Below are 22927 nucleotides of genomic sequence, written 5' to 3'. Positions count from 1 at the left end.
TCCGGCCCGTCTTCCAACTCCTTCAAATGCGTGCGGCGGAACGTAGCCGGTAACCTTATATATCGTGACCACAGATAATTCCAGCACCGCCACAGAAACGCCCCTGCACGATGCGGTGGGCAGCTCCGACGAAACCACCGAGCAGATGCGCATCCGCATGGAGAAACGCGCGCGCCTGCTCGAACGCGGGGATGAGGCGTACCCGGTAAAGCCGGAACGGACACACTCGCTGGCCGAGCTGCGAAAAAGGTTCGGTCAGCTCACCGCTGAGGAAACGACTGGCGAGATCGTCTCGGTGGTAGGCCGGGTGGTGTTTATCCGCAACACCGGAAAGCTGTGTTTCGCCACGCTGCAGGAGGGCGGAGGCGCCCGGCTGCAGGCGATGCTCAGCCTGGCGGAGATCGGTGAACAGTCCCTGGCTGACTGGAAAGCACTGGTTGACCTCGGCGACCATGTGGTGGTGCGCGGCGAGGTGATCAGCTCCAAGCGTGGCGAGCTTTCGGTGATGGCCGCCGGCTGGGGTATGGCCTCGAAGGCCCTGCGCCCCCTCCCCACCCTGCATGCGGGTGTCAGCGAGGAAACCCGTGTCCGGCAGCGCTATGTCGACCTTATGGTGCGCGAGGAAGCGCGAGAAATGGTTCGAAAGCGGGCCGCGATAGTTCGATCCATCAGGGAAACTTTGCATTCCATTGAATACGTTGAAGTGGAAACACCAATGCTTCAGTTGGTGCACGGTGGCGCTGCTGCACGACCGTTTGAAACTCACCTGAACGCGTTCGACCAGAAAATGACGCTTCGAATCGCCCTCGAGCTTTATCTGAAGCGGGCAGTAGTGGGTGGAATAGACCGGGTCTACGAGATCGGCCGGATTTTCCGCAATGAAGGAGTCGACTCAACCCATAGCCCCGAATTCACCATGCTGGAGTGCTATGAGGCGTATACCGATCAGTTTGGAATGGCCGAACGGATGAAGGAGATCATTCTCAATTGCGCCGACATGCTGGGGTCCCGAACTATCGAAACGGAGTCCGGCGTCATTGACCTGGATGGGGAGTGGCGGTGGCTGGGCGTCTACCCAGGCCTTTCGGCAGTGGTGGGGCGTCAAATAACTCCAGAGACGACGACCGCCGAGCTCCGGGAAATCGCTGAAATGCACGAGGTAAAGATTGCTCCGGAATGGGAAAGCGAAAAGCTCGTCCTTGAATTGTTCGGGGAGCTTGTTGAACCTACACTGATTCAACCGACTTTTGTCTACGACTACCCTCCGTCTGCTCAGCCGTTGGCCAGGCCGCACCGGGAGGATCCTTACCTAATTGAGGCGTGGGACCTGATCATCGGTGGGATGGAGCGAGGGACAGCCTTCTCGGAGCTCATTGACCCGGTGGTTCAGCGGGAGCGTCTCGTTGATCAGTCGCGCCAGGGCGCCGCGGGCGATGAGGAGGCTATGCAACTCGACGAGGACTTCCTTCGAGCGCTGGAGTATGGCGCTCCCCCCATGGGAGGCATCGGGCTCGGAATCGACCGGTTGGTCATGTTGTTTACCAATGCGGGCATTCGGGAAACCATCCTGTTTCCCATTCTGAAACCGGTTGGAGATAGTCGTGCTTGAGTATGTTGCCGTATTGCTGCCATCGATAGCTGTCGGAGTGATTTTTTACTTAGTCATGCGTTCAATCTTCAACGCAGATCGCACCGAGCGGGAGGCAATGAGTCAGGCCGATGAGCGTCAGGCTCAGGCGCAACAAGAAGACCCCGTTGCGGCCCCCGATCGCGACGATCCAGCAGAGCCTCGCTGACCGAGTTCTGCTCGCATTTCGACGAAAGTTCCCAAAAGTAGGATTTGTTCTGCACTTTGACGGTTACTGTATGCCTGGCCCATAATTAGGTATACATAACAATGCAGCACAAAAACGCAGGAGCAAACCGTGGCACAAAAAGTAAAGATCCTCCTGATCGATGACCTCGACGGTGGAGAAGCAGATGAAACTGTTCGCTTTGGCCTCGATGGCGTGCAGTATGAAATAGATCTTTCGAAAACCCACGCGAAAGAACTCAGGGCCGCAATGAGTAATTATGTTTCCGGGGCCCGGCGCAGCGCGCAGGTCAAAGCCCGCGCTGCCACGCCTGGCCGCAACCAGGAGGCTGCCCAGGTGCGCGAGTGGGCTCGGGCCAACGGCTACAACGTCTCGGCGCGCGGGCGCGTGAACAGCGAAATCGTTGAGGCTTACCGCGCCGCCCAGCGCTAAGGAGATACCGTGCTGCGCCCCACGGGGCGCAGCCTCAGGTGGGTGTGATATCTCGCCTGTGGCGAACACGCTCCAAAAGCCTGTGCAGGACACGTAGCATCGAATTACGCGTTAGCTAGGAGTGTGCCCCATGTTTGAGAGATTTACCGACCGCGCCCGTCGTGTTGTTGTGCTGGCCCAAGAAGAGGCCCGCATGCTCAACCACAATTACATCGGCACCGAGCACATTCTGCTCGGTCTCATCCATGAGGGAGAAGGCGTCGCCGCAAAGGCGCTTGAGTCCCTCAGCATCTCTCTCGGCGCCGTCCGTGAGCAGGTCCAGGAGATCATCGGTCAGGGCCAGCAGGCGCCGTCCGGTCACATTCCGTTCACGCCCCGTGCCAAGAAGGTCCTGGAGCTTTCCCTGCGGGAAGCGCTGCAGCTGGGCCATAACTACATCGGTACTGAGCACATCTTGCTTGGCCTCATTCGCGAGGGTGAAGGTGTGGCAGCGCAGGTGCTGGTCAAACTGGGAGCCGACCTTAACCGGGTCCGCCAGCAGGTCATCCAACTGCTCTCCGGCTACCAGGGCAAAGAACCTGCGTCAGCCGGAGGTCAGCAGCAGGAGGGGACGCCGGCAGGATCGGTGGTCCTCGACCAGTTTGGGCGAAACCTCACCCAGGCGGCCCGCGAGGGCAAGCTCGACCCGGTGATCGGTCGAGCGCTGGAAATGGAACGCGTCATGCAGGTGCTGTCGCGGCGCACCAAGAACAACCCAGTACTGATCGGTGAACCAGGCGTTGGCAAGACGGCAGTTGTCGAAGGCCTTGCACAGGCGATTATCCGTGGCGATGTGCCTGAGACGATCAAGGACAAGCAGCTCTACACCCTCGACCTCGGTTCCCTGGTCGCTGGCTCCCGTTACCGCGGTGATTTCGAGGAACGCCTCAAGAAGGTGCTCAAGGAAATCCGCACCCGCGGCGACATCATTTTGTTCATCGATGAGATTCACACGCTCGTCGGTGCGGGAGCTGCTGAGGGCGCCATCGACGCGGCATCGATCCTGAAGCCTATGCTCGCCCGGGGTGAGCTCCAGACCATCGGTGCAACCACTCTCGACGAATACCGCAAGCACATTGAAAAAGATGCCGCGCTGGAACGAAGGTTCCAGCCCATTCAGGTCCAGGAGCCCTCGGTGGCGCACACCATCGAGATCCTCAAGGGCCTCCGTGACCGCTACGAAGCTCATCATCGGGTGTCAATCACCGATGAGGCGTTGACCTCAGCAGCCACTCTCGCTGAACGGTACATCTCGGACCGGTTCCTGCCCGATAAGGCGATCGACCTAATTGACGAGGCTGGCGCTCGGCTGCGTATCCGCCGGATGACTGCACCGCCCGAGCTGAAGGAAATTGACGATCGCATCGCCGACGTCAAGCGGGAAAAGGAGTCGGCGATTGATGCGCAGGACTTCGAGGGTGCCGCCTCACTGCGCGACAAGGAGCAGAAGCTCCATGACGAGCGAATGGAAAAGGAGCGGCGGTGGAAGTCCGGTGGCCTCGATGACATTGCTGAGGTCGACGAGGAACTCATCGCAGAGGTTCTTGCCAACTCCACAGGCATCCCCGTCTTCAAACTCACCGAAGAGGAATCCTCAAGGCTCCTCAAGATGGAAGATGAGCTGCACAAGCGGGTTGTCGGCCAGAATGACGCAATCAAGGCGATCTCGCAGGCAATCCGACGGACCCGTGCCGGTCTGAAAGACCCCAAGCGGCCGGGCGGATCGTTCATCTTCGCTGGTCCCACTGGGGTCGGCAAGACTGAACTTGCCAAGGCGCTCGCTGAATTCCTGTTCGGCGACGAAGATGCGTTGATCACGCTGGACATGTCCGAGTACTCGGAAAAGCACACGGTCTCGCGCCTCTTCGGCGCTCCCCCGGGATACGTAGGCTACGAAGAAGGCGGGCAGCTCACCGAAAAGGTGCGGCGCCGTCCGTTCTCGGTGGTGCTGTTCGACGAGGTGGAGAAGGCCCACGCTGACCTGTTCAACTCGCTCCTTCAAATCCTTGAAGACGGCCGGTTGACTGACAGCCAGGGCCGGGTGGTGGACTTCAAGAACACTGTCATCATTATGACCACCAACCTGGGTGCCCGCGATATCTCAAAGGGTGTGATGACCGGGTTCCAGTCCGGTACCGATACCACCACTAGCTACAACCGGATGAAGGCGAAGGTGACCGAGGAGCTCAAGCAGCACTTCCGCCCAGAGTTCCTGAACCGTGTTGACGACACAGTGGTTTTCCCGCAGCTTACGCAGGACGAGATCGTGGAGATCGTCGACCTGTTCCTTGACCGGTTGGGCAAGCGGATGGCTGATAAGGGAATGAGTATCGAGCTCACCCCAGCGGCGAAGGTGTCGCTGGCAACCCGTGGCTACGACCCCTCCATGGGGGCACGCCCGCTGCGCCGCACCATCCAGCGGGAGATCGAGGACCAGTTGTCCGAGAAGATCCTGTTTGGCGAACTGAAGAACGGAGAACTCGTTTCGGTTGACGTCGACGGCGAAGGGGATGAAGCACGCTTCACCTTCGTTGGCCACGGCGCCCCGAAGGAAATCGAGGATGCGCCCGCTGCCATCGAGGCGACAGTCCCCGACTAAGTAGTTGGTGACCCTCCGATCAGTGTGAGGCAACGGCCCCTGGCCGGCACGGATGTGTCGGCCAGGGGCCGTTGCTTTGTCCACGGCTTGGATAGGCCGTACCCCAGTCGCCTAAGTGCCTGAAGCAACTTATTACTCTCTCAGAGAAGTCACTGTGAACCACACCACACCCGGTGATAGACAGGGTTCATGACATCCGAATCGTTAGAGTTGCCCGAAACCCAGTTCCACGACCTGGACCACTTCATCGCGATTCCGCGGCTTGGCTCGTTGGTGCTGAGCCCCGACGGCACGCGACTCGTAACGAGCGTCGCGACACTGAACGCCAAGTCCACCGAGTATTCAACCGCCCTCTGGGAGCTCGACCCTGCGGGGGAGAAACCAGCCGCGAGGATTACCCGGAGCGCAAAGGGCGAGGCGGGAGCTTCGTTCCTGGCCAGTGGAGACCTGCTGTTCACCTCAGCACGGCCCAATCCGGATCGAGACGATGATCAGGAGGCCACGACTGCCCTCTGGCGGCTACCTTCGCAGGGCGGGGAAGCTCGAATGGTGCTCTCTCGTCCTGGTGGCATCAACGGGGTCCTGACGCCGTCGGATGCCGATTCAGCCGTGCTCGTCGCTGAGGTCCTTCCCGGCTCCGCTGACGAGACCGACGACGGCGAACGCCGCACTCTCCGGAAAGACACCAACGTGGGGGCGATCCTGCACTCCGGCTACCCGGTGCGCTACTGGGACGCGGATCTGGGCCCGGCAGAGCCGCGCTACTTTGCGATGGAGGAGCAGGCTGCAAGTGGTCGCCGTCCCACCGTCGATGCGGAAACGCCGCTGCAGCTCCGTGACATTACCGGTGGGGCGGGTGCAACGCTCAGGAATGCCACGGCGGTGATTAGTCCCGACGGCTCAGTGGTAGTGACCTCGTTGAGTATCCCGATGGGCCGCGGGGACGGCCGAAGCGTCCTGGCCCGCATCGATGTGGCCACCGGACAGCGCACTGTCCTCCTTGATGATCCAGGTTATGACCTCTCGCCTGGGCCGATAAGCCCCGACGGCAGCACACTGGTGGTACACCTCTCCCGGCGTACCACTGCTGAGATTACCCCGCAGCAAACGGTCGCCTTACTCTCTGTTGCCGGTGGCGAGCTCACCCCGCTTGCGGAGGGGTGGGACCGCTGGCCCTCCCCGTCAGTGTGGCTGCCCGATGGCAGCGCAGTGCTTGTCACAGCCGACGAGGAGGGGGCGTCCCCGGTGTTTTTGATCGACGTTGCCGCTGGTGCGGTGACCAGGGTGACCACTGATGCGGCCTCCTATACCAATGTTGTGGTGTCGCCAGATGGCGGTACAGCCTACGCATTGCGCAGCTCCTACGAATTCCCTGCAGAGGTTGTCAGGATAGACCTCGCCGGACGGAAAGTAGTGACGCTCCCGGGTCCGGTGGACAGGCCCGCCCTGCCGGGGCGCCTTGAGCGGGTCGAGACGACCGCTGATGACGGGCAGGAGATTGGGTCCTGGCTGGTTCTGCCCGGTGGCGCAGACGCTTCCAACCCTGCCCCTCTTCTGCTGTGGATCCATGGCGGCCCACTCGGGTCCTGGAATGCGTGGAGCTGGCGGTGGTCACCGTGGCTACTTGCGGCGCGGGGATATGCGGTCCTCCTTCCTGACCCAGCCCTGTCCACGGGGTACGGCCAGCGCATGATCGACCGCGGTTGGGGCCAGTGGGGAAAAGCGCCGTTCACCGACCTGATGAGGGCGACTGACGACGTCGTTACCCGCCGCGACATCGACGAGACACGCACGGCAGCGATGGGGGGCTCCTTTGGCGGCTACATGGCGAACTGGATAGCAGGACATACCGACCGGTTCGACGCAGTCGTGACCCATGCCAGCCTGTGGGCGCTCGATCAGTTCGGCCCTACCACTGATGCCTCCTACTACTGGGAGAAAGAGATGACCCCCGAGATGGCCGCGGAGAATTCACCGCATCATCACGTGGAGAACATTTCGACACCCATGCTGGTGATCCACGGTGACAAGGATTACCGTGTACCCATCGGCGAAGGCCTGCGGCTCTGGTACGAGCTGCTCTCGAGGTCGCAATTGGCGGCAGATGAGAATGGCCGCACCGAGCACCGGTTCCTGTATTTCCCGGATGAGAACCATTGGATTCTCAAGCCTCAGCACGCGAAGGTCTGGTACTCAGTGGTTGAACACTTTCTGGCACTCCACGTTCTGGGTAGCACGACAGACCTCCCACCTGAACTGGGACTGTAACCGTGGCTCGTTCAGGACTTTGTAGACTGCATTAGTGAGTTCAACGTTCAGAATCAGGCCCGCCCGCACCTCCGATATCCCTGCGATCAAGGCGCTCGTGGCCCCGTTGGCGGACAACCGGGTGCTGATGGCGAAGGAGACGGTCGCCTACTACGAGGGTCTGCAGGAGTTCCGTATTGCCGAGGACGACGACGGCGTGCTTGGCTGCGGCGCCCTGCACGTCATGTGGGAGGACCTGGCCGAGATCCGCACCCTTGCCACGTCCCGTGACGCGCAGGGGCGCGGTATTGGCACGGCACTGGTGGAGAGACTGCTTGACGATGCGCAAGCCCTCGGCGTCGAACGTGTCTTCTGCCTGACCTTTGAAACCACGTTTTTCCAGCGTCGTGGCTTCCATGTGATGGCTGACCAATCTGCGGTCGACCCGGCTGTCTACTCGGAACTGCTCCGCTCCCATGATGAGGGAGTCGCCGAATTCCTTGACCTTGCCAGGGTCAAGCCAAACACCCTGGGGAACACCCGAATGATCCGTCAACTAGGCGACCGCTCAGCAATAAGGGTGGCAAACCGGCCGCAGGATGGATAAGCTAAGGGGGCTTGGCATCTATGGCGATGCGAAAGCGGGTCCCGGAACCGGGCCCGACACACCGAGCGAAAGTAGGTCAGACTATGGGTGCAGACGACAAGGCAGCAAACTCCGGCGAGAAGCTGGGCGGCAAGATCAAGGAAGGCGTTGGCAAGCTCACCGGCAACGAGAAGATGGAAGCCGATGGCCATAAGGACCAGGCCTCGGGTGACCTGAAGAACGCCGGCGAGAACGTCAAGGACGCCTTCAAGGGTGACAACCGCTAGATCTGGTCCACCGGGTTTCGCCAGCGTTCATCGATCAGCGGAAGCCCAACTGATGACTGGAGTTGTGGGAGGGCCGAGTGTAAGTAACTCGGCCCTCCCACAACCCGTTAAACCAGTAGTTCCACCTATAGGCAAGCAGGTGGGTGGGGGGTAGGGTTCAGACAAGGCCAGCAGGTCCGGCGGGCCGGTAAACCTATCAACCCCGTGTCCTTTCACCAAGGAGCCGCCATGAAAAAGCTCATTAATGACCCAAAACAGGTAGTCACCGAGTCCGTCGAGGGGTTCGGGGCTGCCCACGCAGACCTGGTCAGGGTCCACGCTGACCCGCTGTTCATCACCCGCAAGGACTCACCACGCCAGGGGAAGGTGGGTCTGGTCTCTGGCGGCGGCAGCGGCCACGAACCGCTCCACGCCGGGTATGTCGGTAGGGGAATGCTCGACGCAGCAGTGCCCGGAGCCATGTTCACGTCTCCCACTCCCGACCAGATTCTTCCGGCCACCACGGCTGTTGATGGTGGCGCCGGGGTGCTCCACATCGTCAAGAATTACACCGGCGACGTGCTCAACTTTGAGACCGCTGCCGAGCTGGCCGAGGCTGAAGGCGTGACAGTCAGAAGCGTCCTGGTGAACGACGACGTCGCCGTTGAGGATTCGCTCTACACAGCTGGCCGACGAGGAGTTGGTGGAACTGTGCTGGTTGAGCGGATCGCTGGTGGCGCTGCCGAGCGGGGGGACACCCTCGACGCGGTGACTGCCGTTGCGCAGCGGGTGATCGACAATGTCCGATCAATGGGCGTGGCACTCGCCGCGTGCACTGTCCCACACGCCGGGCGGCCGAGCTTTGATCTCACCGACGACGAAATCGAGATCGGCATCGGCATCCACGGAGAACCGGGCCGGCATCGCATTGCGATGGAGAGCGCCGACGGGATCACCGGACGGCTAATGGAGCCGATTCTTGCCGATCTCAAGGTCGACAGCGGCGAGCGGGTGCTGCTTTTCGTCAACGGTATGGGAGGAACCCCGGCCAGTGAGCTCTACATCGTCTATCGGCGTGCTAAGCAGATCCTCGAAGAACAGGGAATCATCATCGAACGCTCACTTGTGGGCAACTACATCACTGCGCTCGAGATGCAGGGGGCCTCGATCACCGTCCTGAGGCTTGACGACGAAATGATCGAACTGTGGGACTCGCCTGTCCAGACAGCCGCGCTTCGCTGGGGAGTCTAGGCGTGGCTGAAGGCTCCACCACCACTCTGACGTCGGCATGGGTTATCGGGTGGCTGCGCGAGAGCGCCAAAGTGGTGGGCGAACACCGGCAGGAGCTGATCGATCTTGACCGGGCGATCGGCGATGCTGATCACGGCGAAAACCTCGACAGGGGGTTCTCGGCACTGATGAAGAAGCTCGACGACGGCGAGCGCCCCGCCACGCCGGCGGCCGCCCTGAAACTCGCTGCAATGACCCTCATGTCCTCGGTCGGGGGCGCCGCTGGTCCCCTTTACGGGACTGCCTTTCTACGCGCGGCGGCCTCGCTCGGTGACACCGAGCAGGTGGGCCCCAACGAGATCGCAGCGCTGCTGAGGGCCGCACGGGACGGCGTGGTTGCCCGGGGCAAAGCGGAATCAGGTGACAAGACGATGGTTGACGCGTGGACGCCGGCCGTGGAAGCGGCTGATACAGCTGCAGGGGCCGGTGCGTCAGCTGTTGAAGTGCTAGCTGCGGCAGCCAACGCGGCGCATGCCGGGGCGGCGGCCACTGAACCGTTGATCGCACGGAAGGGGCGGGCAAGCTATCTTGGCGAACGCAGTGCTGGCCACCTCGATCCGGGTGCTGTCTCAACCAGGTTGATACTTCAGGCTGCAGTTGATGCGGCAGGGGACCACCTGTGAACGTTGGACTGGTTATTGTGTCGCACAGTTCAAAGATTGCCGAGGGCGTCTGCGACCTTGCCCAGCAGATGGCACCGGACGTCAACCTGGTGGCGGCCGGTGGTGTCGAAGACGAGCGAGGAATCTCCCGGATTGGAACCAGCTTCGAAAAGGTACTGGAAGCAATTTCGTCTGCCGACAGTGGCGCCGGCGCTGTCATCCTGACCGACCTCGGATCAGCGGTGATGACAGCAGAGATGGCCCTCGAGTTTCTCGACAGCGGGAATCGATCGCGGGTCAGGCTCGCCCGTGCCGCGCTGGTTGAAGGGTCAGTTGCAGCTGCTGTCGAGGCCCAAACCGGTGCCGACGCTGACGCGGTGATGCTGGCGGCCGAGGCAGCTGTGGTAGCACTGGATCCCACAGTCCTCGAGCCGTTTGTCAGTCACGCTGCGGCAGCGCCTGGGGAGGAACCGACGACGCCGACCGCCAAGGATGCATCAGTGGAGGGGGAGTGGGAGCTGCCCAATCCGATGGGCCTGCACGCGCGGCCGGCGGCAACCCTCGCCCGGATGATGAGTGAGCTCGACGCCGAGGTGACTGTCAACGGCGTCGACGCGAAGTCAGTGATGCTTCTCATGAGCCTCGGGCTCGGTCAAGGCAAACTCCTGGCGGCGTCAGCAGCCGGCCCCGACGCGCAGCAGGCGATCGACCAAATTGGCGATCAGGTGACTGGCGGATTCGGCGAGCTTCAATGACGTGCTCGAGCTAACCGGGGAGTGAGACACCGGCATCGGTCTCGCAGGCGAGGCCGTCTTTCAGCAGGCCGTCCAATGCCCGTTCCAGCTGGTCCTTCGGTGCCTTCAGACCGTGCAGCTTCATCAGCGGGGACAGCTGGGCGCCAGGGTTCGGCCCGGTCGCAAGGTCAACTGGTTTGGCGACGAGTAGTTCCCTGACCACCGGCACCGATGCGTCCCTGAGCACGCCCATCATCGCCCCGCGGACCTGGCGGTCGGTCCCTGCCCATGACTGACCCTTGGGGGTGAAGTGCGGTTCCGGCCGCCCGGCGGCCACCCAGGCGCAACTATCGAGGACCGGGCACTGAGAGCACTTGGGCGATCGAGCGGTGCAGACCAACGCGCCGAGTTCCATCACGGCAGCGTTCCACCGCACTGACTGGGCGTCGTCGTCGGGCAGAAGCTCAGCTGCCCGCCGCATTTCGGCGGCGGTGAGCGCGGGCGCGGGCAGCGCATCCCCACCGACCAACCGCGCGTGGACCCTACGGATGTTGGTGTCCACAACCGTTTCACGCTTACCGAATGCGAACGCTGCCACAGCTGCCGCTGTATAGGTGCCTACCCCCGGCAGGGTGAGAAGCTCCTCGAAAGTCTCGGGTACCGTGCCGTTGTGATGTTCGACAATACTGCCGGCAGCTGCGTGGAGGCGAAGGGCCCGGCGCGGGTATCCGAGCCGCCCCCAGTGCCTCAGAGCATCGCCGGACGGCGCGTCGGCGAGGAGCACCGGTGTGGGCCACCGTGACAACCAGTCGTTGAACACAGGCAATACCCGCACCACCGGTGTCTGCTGCAGCATAAACTCACTGACCATTACCGACCACGGGGTGCGCCCCGGCCCGCGCCACGGCAGGTCCCGGGCCGCAGCGTCGAACCAGTCGATGATGCGCTGGTGCAGCAGGGTTGTTGTTAGCGGGTCCATAGACACTCCTGATAGTTGACCATCAATACTGTACTGACCGGCGTGGTGTGACAGATATCCGGTGCTCAGGTCCCTAGCCTTAAGCAATGGATTCCCAGGGGGGCCCGCCACGGGGCGGGCCACAGGACAGGCCACCGCGGCCAGCCGGCGCGCGCCGACCCGGCCCTCGGGTGTACCGCCGCCGCAGGATAGTGGTGCTGGTCCTGGCGCTGATGGCCGTTGGCGGGCTGGTGTGGGCAGGGATCGTCCTGGCCTCTCTGATCAGCGGTAGCCAGAATGCTGACGATTCCGCCTCGGCACCGACCGGATCGGCTCAGCCCGCACCAACTGCTTCTCCATCAGCGCCCGCGGCGCAGGCAACAGAATCAGCTGTACCTGCTGAACCATCGCCGTCCGACCCGTCCTGTGACCCCGACCTGGTCCAGGTCAGTGCGTCAACCGATGCGCAGTCCTATGCACCGGATCAAGACCCGGTGCTCACCCTGACTGTGACCAACACCGGGGATGTGGATTGCCCGGTCAATGTTGGGACCTCGCAGATGGAGTTTCTGGTTACCAGTGGCGACGATCGCATCTTTTCGTCAGCCGACTGCCAGGACGGTGCCGAGGACCTTTCCCGGGACATAGCGCCCGGAAGTTCCGAGGAAGCCAAGTTCACGTGGGAGCGGAACCGCAGCGTACCAGGCTGCGAGGAGGTCGAGGAGAACGCCACCCCGGGTTCTTATGATGTGAGAGTATCGCTCGGTGAACTCACCAGTGAAGAGGCGACTTTCGAGTTGCAGTAATCATCACATGAAGCGGTCCAGGAGGCTGGTCTCGGCAATCCTCGACAATCCTTCGCGCACTGTGCGTGCCCGTTGCTCTCCAATACCGTCAACAGCCATCAGGTCGTCGATATTCGCGGCCATCAGGTTCTGCAGGCCACCGAAGTGGTCAACCAGCCGATTCGCCACCGCCGGTGGGACAGCCTTAATGCCCGAGACCAGCCGGAATCCCTTGGGCTGGACCACTGCGTCGAGGGAGTCGATCGAGGGGTTGAAACCGACAACACTGGCAATAGTGCCGAGGTCGATCAGGTCTGTGGAGCTGAACTCCTGCAATGTAGCGAGCTGTTCCTCCACCACCAGTGAGGCGGCACCGAGGTCGAGATAGTCTCTGAGCACCATTTCACTGCCGGGGCCGAGCCCGGTGGTCAACTCTTCGACCTGCAGGGATAGTAGCCGTCCATCCACGCCGAGCTCAAGGACATACTGCGAGATTTCTTCCGAGATACGCCGGACCATCTCCTGACGCTGCAGGGTAACTGCCACATCCCTGACCGTGACCATCGCTTCGATTTCCAGGGCTGACAGGGATCCGGTGACCTGGTCGAGGCGCGCGCGATAGCGTTCGAGGGTTGCGAGCGCCTGGTTAGCGCGCGCCAAAACTGGTTCGGACCCCTCCAGTACGTGCCGCAGCCCATTGATGTAGAGGGCGATGATGTGCATCGACTGGCTGACTGAGATGACTGGCAGACCGGTTTGGATGGCCACCCGCTCCGCGGTCCGGTGCCGGGTTCCCGATTCCTGGGTATAGATCGTGTGATCGGGGACCAACTGCACGCCAGCCCGCAGTATGTTGCTCGCGTCCTTGTCGCAGACGATCGCACCATCCATCTTTGCGAGTTCGCGGAGCCGGGTTGGCGAGAAGGTGATGCCAATATCGAATCCGCCGGAGCAGATCGAGTCGACTGTGCGGTCAAAACCGAGAACGATCAGTGCACCTGTGCGACCGCGAAGGATGCGTTCAAGCCCATCACGTAGCGCTGTGCCGGGCGCTACGCGCGCCAAAGTGGCCTTTAACGCGTCTTCCGGGCTGCGAACCATAGCTACTTCCTTCCGGCTACCGACCTTGCCAACCGTTATCCGGATCAGCAAGGCCCCACCGCGCAGGCACCAGCGCAGCCGTTCCAATCCTAGTGGGCGTGCCGCCTAAACCCTGATACCGGTTATGGGCGCAAATGTGTAACAGTTGCTGCGCGGCAGGGTTGACGGGTTAGAAGAGCAACTCCAGGGCTTCGGTCAGGGTGGAGACCTCGTGTACCTTAAATCCTGCCGGAATCCTGCCGGGACCGTTGGGTGATGCTGGCACCACAGCGTGGGTAAAGCCGAGCCGTTCGGCCTCCTGGACCCGTTGGGCAATGCCGGGGACTGGCCGCACCTCCCCTGCGAGGCCCACCTCGCCGAAGGCAATCAGCCGGGCTGCAAGGGGCTGGTTGGTTTTCGCCGACGCAATGGCAAGCGCGACAGCCAGATCCGTTGCTGGCTCACTGAGTTTGACGCCCCCAACTGTCGCCACGTAACTGTCATCTTTGTGAAGGCTCAGGGAGGCCCGTTGCTGAAGCACCGCCAACAACATGGCAACCCGTGAGCTATCGAGGCCGCTGGTCGCCCGCCGTGGCTGCGAGTTCGGGGTCTCGGCAAGGAGGGCTTGCACCTCGGCCAATAAGGGTCTGCGGCCCTCAAGTGTCACAGTAATACAGGTCCCTGACACGGGGTCCTTGGTGCGTGAAACGAAAAGTCCGCTGGGATCTGCAAGTCCCTCCACTCCGGTCTCGGTCAGGTCAAAGCACCCCACCTCGTCGGTAGGGCCGTACCTGTTCTTGATGGCCCTCATCAGCCGGAGCCGTGAGTGCCGGTCACCCTCGAACTGACACACCACATCCACCAGATGCTCCAGGAGGCGAGGCCCGGCGATCGACCCGTCCTTGGTGACATGCCCGACCAGAATGGTAGTCATGCTTCGGGACTTCGCGGCGGCTATCAAAGATGCCGCCACCTCACGTACCTGGGTCACTCCTCCGGCGGTGCCGTCGACGGCGGCGCTGCTCAGCGTCTGGACTGAATCAACAATAAGTAGCGACGGGGACAGTCGCTCCACCTGCCCCAGAGCCTGTCCCAGGTCGGATTCGGCGGTGAGGTAGAGGGTTTCAGCGAGAGCACCGATTCGCTCAGCCCTCAGTTTGACCTGGGCCGAGGACTCCTCGCCGGTGATGTACAGAACATCCTTGCCGAGCCGCGCAACCCGGGCTGCGACGTCGAGAACAAGGGTGGACTTGCCCACTCCCGGTTCTCCAGCGAGCAAGATCACCGCGCCTGGGACCAGCCCCCCACCGAGTACTCGGTCAAGTTCACCAATCTGGGTTGGCTGGTAGGACGCAGCTGTTGCATCCACCTGTGAAATACGAAGGGCGGGGGAGGCTACAGCGACCGCCGGCGTCGTCCTCGCAACAGCCTGGCCGGTTTCCTCAACCGTCCCCCAGGTCTGACACTCGCCGCACCGCCCTACCCATTTGGCGGTGGTCCACCCGCATTCACCGCACCGGTAGGCGGGGGCAGATGTTCGTGCCGGACGTGCTGTCTTTGTTGCCATGATCTCTAACGTACCGGCGGGTAGTGACATGCAGCGGCAAAGACACCTTCGCTGACGCCAGCTTTGACCAGGCTCACAGTTTCGGCAGGTACCCGGCGGCCTCGTCGTGGGGGAGGCCCGTCGATTCGAGGAGGTCAACAATGAGCGGGCGGTACAGCAGCACCAGCCCCTCCCCTTCGAGCCGCTGGATTCTCAGGAGACGCGGGTGCAGCAGAGTGGCGATAGCTGCCAGGTCTTCGCGGGCCTGCCGGAGGGACAGCTCCCGTTCGGGGGCACTGGACGCCGAGAGCGCGCGACCCAGCACGTCGACGGCGTCGGCGGTGTCCTCGATAACCTGCGATAGCTCCTGGACCGCCTCGTCGGTCAGTGCAGCGTGGTTGATCACCGAGGTCAGCCGCCGGGTGAACACCCGGGAGTTCCGGACGGCGAGATCGATCGATTCGATTGATCCGCTGAGCTCGCCCAGCTCCTGGCGGTGCCGCCGGTAGGCGGGGGAGAGCCGCGCCACTTCCTGTGCTGCACCCATACTGCCTGAAAGCCCCTCCATCAGGGGCTGGCAGTTGCGCGCCTTGATCAATGCATGCCAAGCGAGTGTGGGATCGCTGCGGGTGAGCGCCGATGAGGATTCACGAAGCACCGCTGACAGCTCACCGAGTAGCTCCCTGACATTGGTCTTGGGCTCTCTGCGTGGATCCTTTGGCGCGAGCACAACTATCACCAGGGCGAACAGCCCGCCGACGATAGCGTCGACGCTGCGGGTGAAAGGTCCACCGTCAGGGGCTGGCAGCAACACGACAAGAAGCGATTGCAGGCCCAGCTGCGTGGTGAAAATGGTCCCGCTGTCAAGGAATCGGGCCAGGAGGATCGAGACAAACAAGACGACTGCCGCCTGCCAGATTCCGGTGCCGAAAACGGCCAGCAGAACATCCCCGAGGGCGATGCCGAGGGTGCAGCCCAATCCAACCTCCAGCACCCGCCGAAGCCGAGGGTCGCGGGTAAAGCCCAGCGCAATCATCGAGGAGGTAGCGGCGAACAACGGGCCGCTGTGGCCGAGGACCCGTTCAGCGAACACATAGGCGCCCACCGCACAGACAGTCATCTGGATCGCTGGAATCACCGAGTTGGAACTGCGCCGGAAGCCCACCCGCGTCCGGTTGCGAACAAAGGAGCGGGCTCGCGAGGGAAATGATGGCCGCGGCATGGAACCCAGCCTAGCCCCGGTTTCCCGGGTGTGGAGCCGATACCAACCGATGGGATCCGCACAGCACCGGAGGCGGTTTGGCAAGACTGCTGAACGGGCCGATCGCAACTGTACGTTTCTCGTTCATCCTCCGTTAACTTTGGTCAGTCAGTCTCTTTACCTGTGGGGCCTAGCTTGAATTGGTACGCACACCGGATTGCTCACGTTTCCGGCTTCAAAGGTGCCCACAGCACTGGTTTTCGACTCCCTGGAAGGGGCAACATCAAGTGAAGGTTCTTCGCTTTGGCCGCGCAGCGGCAGTAATCTCCGTCGCCGCGCTCGCACTGACCGCCTGCGGCACTGACAGTGCAACCGACGAGCCAGCAGAGACCACCGGAGACAACGGCTCGGTAGAAAGCACCGTCACTGGCACGCTGACAGGCTCTGGTGCTTCTTCTCAGGGCGCGGCAATGACCGCCTGGCAGACCGGCTTCACCGAAGCCAACCCCGACGCTACAGTGCAGTACTCACCGGATGGATCCGGCGCAGGACGCGAAGCTTTCCTGGCCGGTGGCGTGCAGTTCGCTGGTTCGGATGCCTACCTGGATGAGGAAGAGCACGCTGCGGCGCAGGAGGTCTGCGGACCCGAGGGCGCCTTCAACATCCCTGCCTACATCGCACCGATTGCCGTGGCATTCAACCTGCCAGGTATTGACGAAGTGAACATGGATGCCGAGACCATCGCCTCAGTCTTCCGCGGCGACATCACCAACTGGAATGACGAGGCAATCGCTTCCCAGAACGAGGGAGTGGAACTCCCCGACCTGGCCATCACGGTTGTCCACCGCAGCGACGAGTCGGGCACCACCGAGAACTTCGTCGACTACCTTGCCGCGGCCGCGCCTGACGTGTGGACCGATGAGGTCTCGGGTGACTGGCCAGCCGAGATCGTTGCCGAGAACGCTCAGGGCACCAACGGAGTGGTCTCGACCACCTCCGGCACCGAAGGGGCAATCACCTACACCGACGCTTCAGCTGTCGGTGACCTGGGTCAGGTCCTGGTACAGGTTGGCGAAGAGTACGTTGCTCTCACCCCCGAAGCTGCCTCGCGTGCCGTAGAGGTTGCCGAGCCCGCGGAGGTAGAAGGCGCACCTGAGATCGACATGTCCTTCAACCTGACCCGCGACACCACCGAGTCTGGTGCCTACCCAATTGTGCTGATCTCCTACCACGTCTACTGCACTGCCTACCCAGACCAGGAGACGGTCGACCTGGTCAAGGCATTTGGCTCCTACGCCATCAGTGAAGACGGGCAGGCGGATGCCGCTGATTCGGCCGGCAACGCTCCGATCTCCGAGGGGCTGCGCGAGCAGGCCCAGGCCGCAATTGATTCGATCACGGTTGCCTCCTAGCATGCTTCGGCTACCCCGCCCGGTCTTTATCGACCTGGCGGGGTTGTCCTTTGCGCTCAGCTACTAGGCTGGGTATGCAGTCACCTCCTCCACCACTGACAACGCCTACTTTTGGCGGCTCAGCCGGAACAGTCCAGCCTCACGTGCATCGAAGGGTTCACTAGTGTCCACGAAGACGGTGTCAACGAACGCGTTGCGCAACGCCGGCAGCAGCGGCCAATCAGGGGACAAGATCTTCTCGACCGCCAGTCTGCTAGCTGGTTGTCTGATCCTTGCCGTGCTCTTCAGTGTGGCAATTTTCCTGTTGGGCCAAGCCCTCCCCACCTTCGCTGCCGACCCAGCCGATATATCCGGCGGCAACGGATTCTTCTCCTACATCTGGCCGATAGTCATCGGTACTGTCATAGCCGCGACCATCGCGCTGATCCTCGCCACACCGGTTGGTATCGGCGTCGCACTCTTCATCTCGCACTATGCACCACGCCGGCTCGCCCAGGGCTTTGGCTACCTGATCGACCTTCTGGCGGCCATCCCGTCGGTAGTTTATGGAGCGTGGGGCTATGCGGTGCTGGCACCTCAGTTGGCGCTGGCCTATAACTGGCTGGCAACCAACCTGGGGTGGATTCCCATTTTCGAGGGGCCTGCCAGTAATACCGGCCGAACAATGCTCACTGCGGGGATAGTTCTCGCTGTGATGGTCCTCCCAATTATTACCTCTCTCAGCCGGGAGATCTTCCTCCAGACTCCCAAGCTTCATGAAGAGGCATCGCTGGCGCTCGGCGCCACCCGCTGGGAAATGATCAAGATGTCGGTGCTGCCGTTCGCTCGCCCGGGGATCATCAGCGCCGCCATGCTGGGGTTGGGGCGAGCGTTGGGCGAAACCATGGCTGTTGCACTTGTCCTCTCCGGCGGGGCGCTTACCGCCAGCCTCATCCAGACAGGTAACCAGACCATCGCCGCGGAAATCGCTCTCAATTTCCCTGAAGCATTTGGGCTTCGACTGAGTGAACTCATCGCCGCTGGCCTGGTGCTCTTTGTCATCACCCTGGCCGTGAACGTTATCGCCCGGTGGATTATCAGCCGCCACAAGGAATTCTCAGGTGCCAACTAATGTCTAACGCAACCATGACCCGGCGTCCTTCCCAGTTCACCAAGAACAAGCTTCCGAAATGGTCCATCTGGGCCGTGTTGGCTGGCGCGCTGATCCTCGGTGCAGCTGTTTCGGCTCTACTCGGGTTCAGCCCGATCACTATGGCAATCTTCGCGGCGGTCTTCTTTGTCGTCGGCGGCACAGGGGTTTCGGCCGCGGTGGAAGGCGGACGTAAAGCACGCGACCGGCTCGCTACCTACCTGGTCTACGGCGCGTTTATTGTAGCGGTATTACCGTTGATCTCGGTGATCTGGACAGTGCTTGAACGTGGCATGCCAGGACTAACCTACAACTTCCTCTTCCGTTCAATGAACGGGCTTACTGGCGCCATCGACAACCAGACTGTGATCGACGGTACTCCAGTACTAGGCGGCGCTTACCATGCAATCCTGGGCACCCTGCAAATCACGCTGTGGGCCACGATTATCTCGGTACCTGTGGGTTTGCTGGCTGCAATTTACCTGGTTGAGTACTCTACCGGCGGTCCGCTCAGCAGGGCAATCACGTTCTTTGTCGATGTCATGACCGGCATCCCCTCAATTGTCGCCGGCCTTTTCGCTGCGGCCCTGTTCGGGCTGATCTTCGGCCCAGGCACCCGGACCGGATTTGTGGCCGCGGCCGCCCTGTCGGTGCTGATGATCCCGGTGGTGGTTCGTGCAACCGAGGAGATGTTGAAGATCGTACCGAACGAGCTTCGTGAAGCCTCGTTTGCCCTGGGCGTGCGAAAATGGCGGACCATTACGAAGGTGGTCATTCCGACAGCGATTTCGGGCATCGCCTCCGGCGTTACGCTGGCGATCGCCCGTGTGATTGGTGAAACCGCACCGATTCTGGTCACGGCGGGTTTCGCCCGGGGAATCAACCTCGACGTCTTTAGTGGGTGGATGAGTACCCTTCCCACCTATATTTACTATCAGATCATTACCCCAACGTCGCCAACCAGCACCGACCCCAGCACGCAGCGAGCCTGGGCGGCCGCTCTGATTCTGATCATCCTCGTGATGCTCCTGAACCTTGTCGCCCGCCTCATTGCCCGGATGTTCGCTCCAAAAACCAGCCGCTGACCGGCGCTGCACAACCACTAAGGATTTAGATGTCAAAGCGTATCGACGTCAAGGATTTGAACGTCTACTACAGCAAGTTTCTTGCCGTTGAGGATGTTAACGTAACCATTGAGGCCCGTTCTGTCACTGCCTTCATTGGGCCATCCGGCTGCGGTAAGTCGACCTTCCTGAGGACATTGAACCGGATGCACGAGGTCATTCCCGGTGCGCGTGTTGAGGGCGAGGTGCTGCTCGACGGCGATGACCTGTACGACGATGGGGTGGACCCCGTGCACGTACGAAGCCAGATCGGGATGGTCTTCCAGCGGCCCAACCCGTTTCCTACCATGTCCATCCGTGACAACGTGCTCGCTGGTGTGAAGCTCAACAGCAAACGCATCAGCAAATCCGATGCCGATGCCCTCGTGGAGAAGTCGCTACGCGGCGCCAATCTGTGGAACGAGGTTAAGGACCGTCTCGCGCGTCCGGGCTCCGGTCTCTCTGGTGGGCAGCAGCAGCGCCTCTGTATTGCGCGGGCCATCGCAGTGTCGCCCGAGGTAATCCTGATGGACGAGCCCTGTTCAGCGCTGGACCCCATCTCCACGCTCGCCATCGAGGACCTCATCAACGAGCTGAAGAATGACTACACGGTGGCGATTGTCACCCACAATATGCAGCAGGCAGCCCGAGTGTCTGACAAGACTGCCTTCTTCAACATCGCCGCAACCGGCAAACCGGGGAAGCTGATCGAGTTCGGACCCACAACAGATATCTTCAACAACCCGAAGGAGAAGTCCACCGAGGACTACGTCTCCGGCCGGTTCGGCTGAGCCGACCCGGTCCTCGACGGGTCTGACTAGAGAAGCGGGCTCATCGCCAGGAAGAGGATGCCGCCGATCAGGGCGGTCACCACCGCCGTCGAGAACCACACGAGTAGCACTTTCACCACTTCGCGCCCCCGGACCGTAGGGAACCTCTGGTTGGCGCCGGCGCCAAGGATGGCCGAGGTCATGGTGTGGGTGCTGGAGAGCGGCATCGCCAGCGAAATGGAGCCGACGAAGAGCATGGCCGAGCTGACACCCTGGGCGGTCATACCGCGCAGCGGGTCCACCCGCACCAGACGGTGGGACAGGGTGTGGGTAATTCGCCAGCCGCCGAAGAGCGATCCGGTAGCCAGCAGGACCGCTGCGAATATTTGCACCCAGAGTGGAATGTCGGAGCCTGTTGCGACTCCGCTTCCGATCAGAGCGAGGACCACCACCGCCATGGTCCGCTGCCCATCCTGCAGTCCATGACCGAGCGCAAACACGCCGGCCAGCACTGACTGGGCCATCCGGCTGCCCGAGTTCACCTTCCGTGGCGGGCTGTAGCGAACCAGCCAGATGGCTGGAAACACTGCCAGGTAGGCGAGCAGATAAGCCACCAGGGGTGAAAGAAGCAGGGGTAGGGCAATCTGCAGGAGGAACACCTGCTCGGAGTCCGCAATCGATTCCCCACCCACCAGGGCCGAGGCCCCGCCGGAACCGATCAATCCGCCGATGAGAGCGTGTGTGGACGACGACGGTTTGCCGCGATACCAGGTGAAGAGGCCCCAGCTGATTGCCGCGATCAGGCCAGCAATCAGAATTCCGAGCCCCACCCGGCCGGGTGGAACACGCAGCGCGTCACCGGTGAAGAGCAGAGCGACCCCGGTGCCGAGGAGTGCGCCGATGAGATTGAAGAAGGCCACCAAAAGGACCGCGACGCTTGGAGTGAGGGCTCTTGTGCGGACGGCAGTGGCGACAGAGTTGGAGACGTCGTGGAAACCGTTGAGAAAAGCAAACCCTCCGGCCAGCAGCACAACTATGCCGAGGAGGACAAACTCCATCTACGATTCCTTGACGAGGATGCTGCCCACGTGTGTAGCGACCTTGCGGATGTCCTTGGTGACATCGACTAGCTGATTGGCGACATCGCGGTGCCGGGCGTAAACCAGAGGCTTGTGATCATTGAGGATTTCTGAACACCAGATCCGGTGAGTACGCTCGGCGCGTTTCGCCAGCCGGAGGATCTCGATCCAGTACTCCTCCAGCTCGTCCATCGAGTTAAGGCGTTTCATTGCCCCAGCGGTCAGCTCCGCCTGGCGGGTAATCACCTCCAGCTGCTCGGTGGCCCGGCGGCTCAGCTTGCTGAGCTGATACAGGGAGATGAGCTCGGCTGCTCCGTCGAGTTTTTCAATCGCTTCGTTCAGGAGCCGGGACAGGGCGTAGAGATCCTCCCGAGGAAGCGGGTTAACGAAGCTGCTGCGCATCGAGGTGAGCAGGGCAAAGTGGAGGTCTGTCGAATTGGCCTCATGCTGATGCAGTTCCTCGGCCAATCGATCGTAGTCGCGCGTCGCGGCGCCGAGGATTCCCGACATGGTGCTCACGCCCAGTACAAGTTGCTGCGCCATGTCGGAGAGCAGCACAAGGCCAGCGTCCTCCTGCGGAAAGAGGCGAAGCTTCACGTGGGTACCTAACCTGCCGGGCGTCGAGTCAATGAGGTGCTGCCTAAGAATAACTGACGGGTCCGCTGAGGCTCACTTTGGTTTATCCGCTCGCGTCACGGTGACCGGTTGAGCTGGCTGTGGCACTCGAAATATCTCGCTGTTGGCGCAAAAATGGTGCCGAACCGGGAGCGCCTCTCGGCGGAAGGCCGCTCGAAGCGGCTAAATGTTGAAGCCCGGGGGTTCCACGGTCCGACACCACTTTCAGTCTTCTCCTCCGGTGCGCTCATGTCAACATTGGCCACCGGCAGCGTTGCGGTCTAGGGCGTGTCTCCTAATTCTTTGAGCCAAATAGTGATGGCTCGGAGTACGACTCCTCCGCGGTACGTGAGGGCGAGTTTGTCGTACCGGGTGGCCAGACCGCGCCATTGTTTGAAGGTGTTGAAGGAACGTTCAACAACGTTGCGCCGTTTGTAGGCTTCCCTGTCGAGACCGACGGGTCTTCCACCACTGCGGCCGCGGCGTTTACGGTTCGCTTGCTGGTCGGAGCGTTCCGGGATGACCGCCTGGATCCCGCGGGAACGCAGGAGGTTCCGGTTAGCTTTGGAAGAATACGCCTTATCTCCCAACGCCCGGTCCGGCCTGGTCCGAGCCCTGCCTTTGCCTATCCGCGGGACGT

Annotated in this window: 22 protein-coding genes; 15 read left to right on the top strand and 7 right to left on the bottom strand. The window is 61.8% G+C overall.

Annotated elements, in window-relative coordinates:
• The first annotated feature begins 145 nt into the window (after positions 1-145).
• The 10 genes from lysS (at position 146) to dhaM (ending at position 10630) form a co-directional block, all read left to right on the top strand.
• The gene (gene lysS, locus Y703_RS0113805; RefSeq protein ID WP_253908063.1) at positions 146-1609 is read left to right on the top strand and encodes a lysine--tRNA ligase; all 1464 of its coding nucleotides are present in this window, start codon (positions 146-148) and stop codon (positions 1607-1609) included.
• Positions 1602-1796 carry a hypothetical protein gene (locus tag Y703_RS0113800; protein WP_026553171.1) on the top strand — a complete coding sequence of 65 codons (195 nt, stop codon included), beginning with the start codon at positions 1602-1604 and terminating at the stop codon, positions 1794-1796. The genes lysS and Y703_RS0113800 overlap by 8 nt, the downstream gene beginning before the upstream one ends.
• A 129-nt stretch (positions 1797-1925) precedes the next feature.
• Positions 1926-2246: a histone-like nucleoid-structuring protein Lsr2 gene (locus tag Y703_RS0113795; RefSeq protein WP_026553170.1), complete on the top strand. Its 321-nt coding sequence runs from the start codon at positions 1926-1928 to the stop codon at positions 2244-2246.
• 130 nt (positions 2247-2376) lie between these two features.
• Positions 2377-4884 (top strand): ATP-dependent Clp protease ATP-binding subunit, encoded by a 2508-nt coding sequence (locus Y703_RS0113790; protein WP_026553169.1) that lies wholly within the window; start codon positions 2377-2379, stop codon positions 4882-4884.
• Positions 4885-5073: 189 nt separating this feature from the next.
• A complete protein-coding gene (locus Y703_RS0113785; RefSeq protein WP_026553168.1) occupies positions 5074-7152 on the top strand; it encodes a prolyl oligopeptidase family serine peptidase in 2079 nt (692 codons plus the stop codon).
• Positions 7153-7186: 34 nt separating this feature from the next.
• Positions 7187-7738 carry an amino-acid N-acetyltransferase gene (locus Y703_RS0113780; protein WP_026553167.1) on the top strand — a complete coding sequence of 184 codons (552 nt, stop codon included), beginning with the start codon at positions 7187-7189 and terminating at the stop codon, positions 7736-7738.
• A gap of 83 nt (positions 7739-7821) precedes the next feature.
• Positions 7822-8004, top strand: coding sequence for a CsbD family protein (locus Y703_RS0113775; protein ID WP_026553166.1), 183 nt, complete (start codon positions 7822-7824; stop codon positions 8002-8004).
• Positions 8005-8232: 228 nt separating this feature from the next.
• Positions 8233-9234, top strand: a complete 1002-nt coding sequence (gene dhaK, locus Y703_RS0113770; RefSeq protein ID WP_026553165.1) for a dihydroxyacetone kinase subunit DhaK — start codon at positions 8233-8235, stop codon at positions 9232-9234.
• Between the two features lie 26 nt (positions 9235-9260).
• Positions 9261-9896, top strand: a complete 636-nt coding sequence (gene dhaL / locus Y703_RS0113765; RefSeq protein WP_026553164.1) for a dihydroxyacetone kinase subunit DhaL — start codon at positions 9261-9263, stop codon at positions 9894-9896.
• Complete coding sequence (dhaM, locus tag Y703_RS0113760; protein WP_026553163.1) at positions 9893-10630, top strand: dihydroxyacetone kinase phosphoryl donor subunit DhaM; 738 nt, start codon at positions 9893-9895, stop codon at positions 10628-10630. The genes dhaL and dhaM overlap by 4 nt, the downstream gene beginning before the upstream one ends.
• A gap of 10 nt (positions 10631-10640) precedes the next feature.
• On the opposite strand, the gene Y703_RS0113755 is transcribed toward dhaM, so the two are convergent.
• Positions 10641-11588: an HhH-GPD family protein gene (locus Y703_RS0113755; RefSeq protein ID WP_026553162.1), complete on the bottom strand. Its 948-nt coding sequence runs from the start codon at positions 11586-11588 to the stop codon at positions 10641-10643.
• An 86-nt stretch (positions 11589-11674) separates the two neighbouring features.
• Here Y703_RS0113755 and Y703_RS0113750 point away from each other — a divergent pair, with 86 nt between their 5' ends.
• Entirely contained in the window at positions 11675-12373 is a 699-nt protein-coding gene (locus Y703_RS0113750) for a hypothetical protein (RefSeq protein ID WP_026553161.1), read from the top strand.
• Positions 12374-12376: 3 nt separating this feature from the next.
• Here the strand turns inward: Y703_RS0113750 and disA are convergent, their stop codons facing one another.
• The 3 genes from disA to Y703_RS0113735 form a co-directional block, all read right to left on the bottom strand.
• The gene (gene disA, locus Y703_RS0113745) at positions 12377-13453 is read right to left on the bottom strand and encodes a DNA integrity scanning diadenylate cyclase DisA (RefSeq protein WP_026553160.1); all 1077 of its coding nucleotides are present in this window, start codon (positions 13451-13453) and stop codon (positions 12377-12379) included.
• Positions 13454-13622: 169 nt separating this feature from the next.
• Positions 13623-14999 carry a DNA repair protein RadA gene (gene radA, locus Y703_RS0113740; protein WP_026553159.1) on the bottom strand — a complete coding sequence of 459 codons (1377 nt, stop codon included), beginning with the start codon at positions 14997-14999 and terminating at the stop codon, positions 13623-13625.
• A gap of 73 nt (positions 15000-15072) precedes the next feature.
• Positions 15073-16200 (bottom strand): FUSC family protein, encoded by a 1128-nt coding sequence (locus tag Y703_RS0113735; RefSeq protein ID WP_026553158.1) that lies wholly within the window; start codon positions 16198-16200, stop codon positions 15073-15075.
• Positions 16201-16466: 266 nt separating this feature from the next.
• Here Y703_RS0113735 and pstS point away from each other — a divergent pair, with 266 nt between their 5' ends.
• The 4 genes from pstS (at position 16467) to pstB (ending at position 20614) form a co-directional block, all read left to right on the top strand.
• Positions 16467-17591 (top strand): phosphate ABC transporter substrate-binding protein PstS, encoded by a 1125-nt coding sequence (gene pstS, locus Y703_RS0113730; protein ID WP_026553157.1) that lies wholly within the window; start codon positions 16467-16469, stop codon positions 17589-17591.
• A 178-nt stretch (positions 17592-17769) separates the two neighbouring features.
• Entirely contained in the window at positions 17770-18702 is a 933-nt protein-coding gene (pstC, locus tag Y703_RS0113725) for a phosphate ABC transporter permease subunit PstC (protein WP_026553156.1), read from the top strand.
• Positions 18702-19805, top strand: a complete 1104-nt coding sequence (pstA, locus tag Y703_RS0113720) for a phosphate ABC transporter permease PstA (protein WP_026553155.1) — start codon at positions 18702-18704, stop codon at positions 19803-19805. The genes pstC and pstA overlap by 1 nt, the downstream gene beginning before the upstream one ends.
• Positions 19806-19834: 29 nt before the next feature.
• A complete protein-coding gene (pstB, locus tag Y703_RS0113715) occupies positions 19835-20614 on the top strand; it encodes a phosphate ABC transporter ATP-binding protein PstB (protein WP_026553154.1) in 780 nt (259 codons plus the stop codon).
• Positions 20615-20640: 26 nt separating this feature from the next.
• Here the strand turns inward: pstB and Y703_RS0113710 are convergent, their stop codons facing one another.
• The 3 genes from Y703_RS0113710 to Y703_RS0113700 all read right to left on the bottom strand — a co-directional run.
• On the bottom strand, positions 20641-21651 hold the full coding sequence (locus Y703_RS0113710) for an inorganic phosphate transporter (protein WP_026553153.1): 1011 nt from the start codon (positions 21649-21651) through the stop codon (positions 20641-20643).
• Positions 21652-22269, bottom strand: coding sequence for a DUF47 domain-containing protein (locus tag Y703_RS0113705; protein WP_026553152.1), 618 nt, complete (start codon positions 22267-22269; stop codon positions 21652-21654).
• A gap of 299 nt (positions 22270-22568) precedes the next feature.
• A partial coding sequence (locus Y703_RS0113700; RefSeq protein WP_026553151.1) for an IS5/IS1182 family transposase occupies positions 22569-22927 on the bottom strand: 359 nt, incomplete at its 5' end.

This window comes from Arthrobacter sp. H20 (genome assembly GCF_000520515.1).
In the GTDB taxonomy this organism is placed as follows: Bacteria; Actinomycetota; Actinomycetes; order Actinomycetales; family Micrococcaceae; genus Arthrobacter_D.
The sequence above is the reverse complement of the archived record's forward strand: the minus strand, read 5'-3'. Positions and strand labels throughout refer to the sequence as shown.

Coding starts and splice junctions, on each gene's coding strand:
- Y703_RS0113755 (WP_026553162.1), bottom strand. CDS start 11,588: ATGGACCCGCTAACAACAACCCTGCTGCACCAGCGCATCATCGACTGG.
- pstB (WP_026553154.1), top strand. CDS start 19,835: ATGTCAAAGCGTATCGACGTCAAGGATTTGAACGTCTACTACAGCAAG.
- Y703_RS0113750 (WP_026553161.1), top strand. CDS start 11,675: ATGGATTCCCAGGGGGGCCCGCCACGGGGCGGGCCACAGGACAGGCCA.
- disA (WP_026553160.1), bottom strand. CDS start 13,453: ATGGTTCGCAGCCCGGAAGACGCGTTAAAGGCCACTTTGGCGCGCGTA.
- pstA (WP_026553155.1), top strand. CDS start 18,702: ATGTCTAACGCAACCATGACCCGGCGTCCTTCCCAGTTCACCAAGAAC.
- Y703_RS0113735 (WP_026553158.1), bottom strand. CDS start 16,200: ATGCCGCGGCCATCATTTCCCTCGCGAGCCCGCTCCTTTGTTCGCAAC.
- Y703_RS0113710 (WP_026553153.1), bottom strand. CDS start 21,651: ATGGAGTTTGTCCTCCTCGGCATAGTTGTGCTGCTGGCCGGAGGGTTT.
- Y703_RS0113775 (WP_026553166.1), top strand. CDS start 7,822: ATGGGTGCAGACGACAAGGCAGCAAACTCCGGCGAGAAGCTGGGCGGC.
- lysS (WP_253908063.1), top strand. CDS start 146: ATGCGCATCCGCATGGAGAAACGCGCGCGCCTGCTCGAACGCGGGGAT.
- radA (WP_026553159.1), bottom strand. CDS start 14,999: ATGGCAACAAAGACAGCACGTCCGGCACGAACATCTGCCCCCGCCTAC.
- Y703_RS0113790 (WP_026553169.1), top strand. CDS start 2,377: ATGTTTGAGAGATTTACCGACCGCGCCCGTCGTGTTGTTGTGCTGGCC.
- dhaK (WP_026553165.1), top strand. CDS start 8,233: ATGAAAAAGCTCATTAATGACCCAAAACAGGTAGTCACCGAGTCCGTC.
- Y703_RS0113785 (WP_026553168.1), top strand. CDS start 5,074: ATGACATCCGAATCGTTAGAGTTGCCCGAAACCCAGTTCCACGACCTG.